This is a genomic window from Mesorhizobium sp. M2A.F.Ca.ET.037.01.1.1, from assembly GCF_003998075.1.
GTDB lineage: Bacteria > Pseudomonadota > Alphaproteobacteria > Rhizobiales > Rhizobiaceae > Mesorhizobium.
This window is the reverse complement of record NZ_RZSA01000594.1, coordinates 1-4242: the sequence shown is the minus strand read 5'-3', so window position 1 is coordinate 4242 and position 4242 is coordinate 1. Positions and strand designations below refer to the sequence as shown.

The window sequence follows — 4242 nt, the reverse complement described above, 5'->3', positions numbered from 1 at the left end:
CTCGCGGCCGGCAGAAGGTGAAGAAGTGATAGGCGCCGACCGCGAGGCCGGCCGCGCGGGCTTCGCGTAGGTTCGTGGCGAACAGGGTGTCGACATGGGTGCCGCCTTCGGTGGCCTTGATGATGGCGAAGGCGACATCGTCGGCCGCGACGCGCCGCCAGTCGATCTTGCCCTGATGATGCGAGACGTCGATGCCCCGGATCGGGAATTCCTCGCGATCCGGCGAAAAGCCACGGAACCAGAAATAGGCGCCGGCCGCGACGGCACAGGCGACAACCACACTGGCCAGGCCCCAGAAAACGATCCGCTTGCCCAAGACCACCCCCCGTCCGAAATGCTGTTAGGCCTGAACCAAGAAGCTGACCGGTGGCTTTTTCCGCCAGCGGCGAAAGCTCAGCCGCGCTCCTTCAGCAGTCGGCCCTTCTCGCGCGACCAGTCGCGCTGCTTTTCGGTCTCGCGCTTGTCGTGCAATTTCTTGCCGCGGGCGATCGCCAAGAGCAGCTTGGCGCGGCCGCGGTCGTTGAAATAGATCTTCAGCGGCACCAGCGTCATGCCCTCGCGCTCGACGCTTTGCGACAGCTTGGCCATCTCGCGCTTCGAGACCAGCAATTTGCGGCGCCGGCGCGGCTCGTGGTTGAAGCGATTGGCCTGCAGGTATTCCGGCAGATAGGAATTGATCAGCCAGATCTCGCCGCCCTCGGCGGAGGCGTAAGATTCCTGGATGTTGGCCTGGCCCTGGCGCAGCGACTTGACCTCGGTGCCGGTCAGCACCAGGCCGGTCTCGATCGTGTCGAGCACCTCGTAGGAGAAGCGCGCCTTGCGGTTTTCGGCGACCGTCCTGTTGTTCGGGTCGGCTTTCTTGACTTGATTCATAATGCGGAGAGGTGGCGCCTCATCCCTAATTAATCAAGCCGGCATGCTTCATCGCCTGGTCGATCTTTTCGGCCGTCGAGGCCTCGATCGTCACCAGTGGCGAGCGCACCACGTTTTCGACCTTGCCAAGCTTCGAGAGCGCATATTTGGCGCCGCACAGGCCGGGTTCGATGAAGATCGCCTTATGCAGCGGCAAGAGCCGGTCCTGCAGCTCGAGCGCCTTGGCACTGTCGCCGGAGAGTGTCGCTTCCTGGAATTCGGCGCAGAGCCGCGGCGCGACATTCGACGTCACCGAGATGCAGCCCACGCCGCCATGGGCGTTGAAGCCGAGCGCGGAGGCATCCTCGCCCGAGAGCTGGATGAAGTCCTTGCCGCAGGTCATGCGCTGCTCGGAGACGCGCTCGACCTTGCCTGTCGCATCCTTGACGCCGACGATGTTCTTGAAGTCGTGCGCCAGCCTGCCCATCGTCTCCGGCGTCATGTCGATCACCGAGCGCGGCGGGATGTTGTAGATGATGATCGGCAGCCTGGTCGCCTTGGCGACGGCGGCGAAATGCGCGTAAAGGCCGCGCTGCGTGGGCTTGTTGTAGTAAGGGGTGACGACAAGGGCGGCATCGGCGCCGGCCTTCTCGGCATATTGCACTAGTCCGACCGCTTCCTCGGTGTTGTTGGAGCCGGCGCCGGCGACGACCGGAACACGGCCCTTGGCCACCTCGATGGCGACCTTCACGACCTGGCGGTGCTCCTCATGCGACAGCGTCGGCGACTCGCCTGTGGTGCCGACCGGGACGAGGCCCGTGGTGCCCTCGGCGATCTGCCATTCGACGAAAGCGCGAAAGGCTTTCTCGTCGAAACGCCCGCTCTTTTCGAACGGTGTGACGAGCGCGGTCAGCGAGCCTCTCAGCATATCTTCCAAACTCCTTGGAACTTTGTCTGTTTACGCATGTCGTTATCCCAAAACCGGTTCCCACTTTTGGGCGACATGCGTCTGTTTTGTTTGCGCGCCTTCTAACCGAAAGCGAAGCCGCGCACCATAGTCTCGACATGGTTTAGCGGCAAGCATCGGCGTAGTGCCAGCAAGCGCAATTCGAACGGCCTCGATAACCTTTTGTTTACGAGCCCTTCACGACCTAAGTCTAGGCTTTGCATCGGGTTCTCTAGTGCCCGCGCCTGCTGACGATGTGCTAGGATTGCAACCATGCCGACGAGGCGGCCTCATCTCTTCGCGCTTTTCGGCGCGATCGTCGCGCTGACGCCCACCATGGCGATCGGCGGCAGCGTCGACGCGCGCGTGACGGCTTCCATCCCGGCGCCAGACGTACCTCAAGCGCCTGGCCAGATGCCGGCCGTCCTACCCACCGACATCGCGCAACTGAAGAGCGGCCTCGACGCGCTTGCCGCCAACAACATTGCCGGCGCGCGCAATGCCCGCGACACGCTGCCCGCCACTTCGCTCGACCGGCACATCCTGGCCTGGGCGATCGCGCTTTATGGCGGCGACCAGGTGCCGAGCGGCGAGATTGCCGATGCCGCCAAGATGCTTCCCGGCTGGCCGGGCACGATCGCCCTGCGCAAGAACAGCGAACGCGCGCTCTATCGCGAAAACCCGCCGCCGCAAGTGGTGGTGCAGGCCTTCGGCCGCAGCCAGCCACTGACGCCGGAGGGCGTGATCATCCTTGCCCGCTCGCAGGTAGCGCTCGGCAACCAGGCCGCGGCGCGCGCGGTGCTGGTGCCGTTCTGGCGCAGCGAAAAGCTGGAAGCCAAGGACGAGAACGCCATCATCAAGGAGTTCGGCGCGCTGATCCCCGCGGCCGACCATCGCTACCGCATGGAGCGCATGTTCTATGCCGACCGGCCGTCCTCCGCGCTGCGGGTCGCCGGGCTCGCCGGGGCGCAGCCGTTGGCCGATGCGTGGGCGGCGGCCGACAAGGGCGACAAGAACGCCGCCAAACTGTTGAAGGCGGTGCCGGCGGCGCAACGCTCGGCCGGCTATTTCTTCGCCGAGGCGGAATATCTGCGCAAGCAGCAGAAATTCACTGAAGCCGCTGCTGTCGTGATGAAGGCGCCGACCGACCGCGATTCGCTGGTCGACCCCGATGCCTGGTGGGTGGAGCGCCGCGTGTTGTCGCGCGAGCTGGTCGACCAGGGCGACATGAAGACCGCCTACAGAATCGTCTCCATGCATGCGGCCGAAAGCCCGGCCAATGCCGCCGAGGCCGAATTCCATGCCGGCTGGTACGGGCTGCGCGGCCTCAACGATCCGGCGACCGCCGCCACTCACTTCAAGCAGATCACCGAGCTCGCGCAGGGACCGGTGTCGCTGTCGCGCGCCTATTACTGGCTCGGCCGCGCCGCGGAAGTCGGCGGTCCGGGCAGCGCCAAGGATTATTTCACGCGCGCGGCCAGCTACGGCACGACCTTCTATGGCCAGCTCGCCGGCGAGCGCGTGGGGTTGAGGACACTCAACATCGCCTATCCGAAACCGAGCGCGGCCGACCGCCTGAGTTTTGATGGCCGCGAGGCGGTGAGCGCGATCAAGCGGCTGCAGGAGGCGGGCTATGACCGCTATGCCGAGACGCTCTATCGCGACCTTGCCGGACAGCTGACCAGCCCGGGCGAGCTGGCGCTGCTTGCGGTGCTGGCGGAAAAGCAAGGCAACCATTTCATGGCGCTGAAGGTCGGCAAGATCGCCGCCCAACGCGGCATCGATGTTGGCGCGCTGTCGCATCCGCTCGGCGTCATTCCCGATTCGGCCAACATTTCCGGATCCGGCAAGGCGCTCGCCTACGCCATTGCCCGCCAGGAAAGCGAGTTCAATGTCGGCGCCGTCTCCAGCGCCGGCGCGCGCGGCCTGCTGCAGTTGATGCCGGGCACGGCCAAGCAGTTGGCGAAGAAGACCGGCATGAGTTTCTCGCAGGCGCGGCTGACGAGCGATGCCGGCTATAACGCAACGCTGGGCTCGGCTTTCCTCGGCGAGCAGCTCGACCGCTTCGGCGGCTCCTATGTGCTAACCTTCGCCGGCTACAATGCCGGCCCCAACCGCGCCGCCCAGTGGGTGGCGAAATACGGCGATCCGCGCGGCAAGGACGTGGACGCGGTGGTCGATTGGATCGAGCGGATTCCCTACACGGAAACAAGAAGTTACGTGCAGCGCGTGATGGAAAATTACGAGGTCTACAAGATGCGTATTTCGGGGAAGTACGACATCGTGGGGGACCTTGTGAACGGGCGGAGTTGAGCCGGCGTCCTTCCCTTCTCCCCTTGTGGGGTGAGCAGCCGGTTCGCGAAGCGAATTCATCGTGCCAGTGGCACGATGAAAGGCCGGCGAACGCCGGGACGCTGCGGAGCAGCGGGGACCCGGCCGGGGAT

Annotated in this window: 4 protein-coding genes; 1 reads left to right on the top strand and 3 read right to left on the bottom strand. The window is 64.9% G+C overall.

Going from position 1 to position 4242, the window contains the following annotated elements:
• The 3 genes from EOA27_RS24980 to dapA form a co-directional block, all read right to left on the bottom strand.
• The coding region (locus tag EOA27_RS24980) for a GH25 family lysozyme (RefSeq protein WP_281059478.1) at nt 1–316 on the bottom strand (316 nt) is incomplete at its 3' end.
• A 77-nt stretch (nt 317–393) separates the two neighbouring features.
• Nucleotides 394–873, bottom strand: a complete 480-nt coding sequence (gene smpB / locus EOA27_RS24975) for an SsrA-binding protein SmpB (RefSeq protein ID WP_041002108.1) — start codon at nt 871–873, stop codon at nt 394–396.
• Between the two features lie 25 nt (nt 874–898).
• Nucleotides 899–1780, bottom strand: coding sequence for a 4-hydroxy-tetrahydrodipicolinate synthase (gene dapA / locus EOA27_RS24970; protein WP_126078325.1), 882 nt, complete (start codon nt 1778–1780; stop codon nt 899–901).
• A gap of 291 nt (nt 1781–2071) precedes the next feature.
• On the opposite strand from dapA, the gene EOA27_RS24965 reads away from it, so the two are divergent.
• Nucleotides 2072–4111, top strand: coding sequence for a lytic transglycosylase domain-containing protein (locus tag EOA27_RS24965; RefSeq protein ID WP_126078326.1), 2040 nt, complete (start codon nt 2072–2074; stop codon nt 4109–4111).
• Nucleotides 4112–4242: the final 131 nt, after the last annotated feature.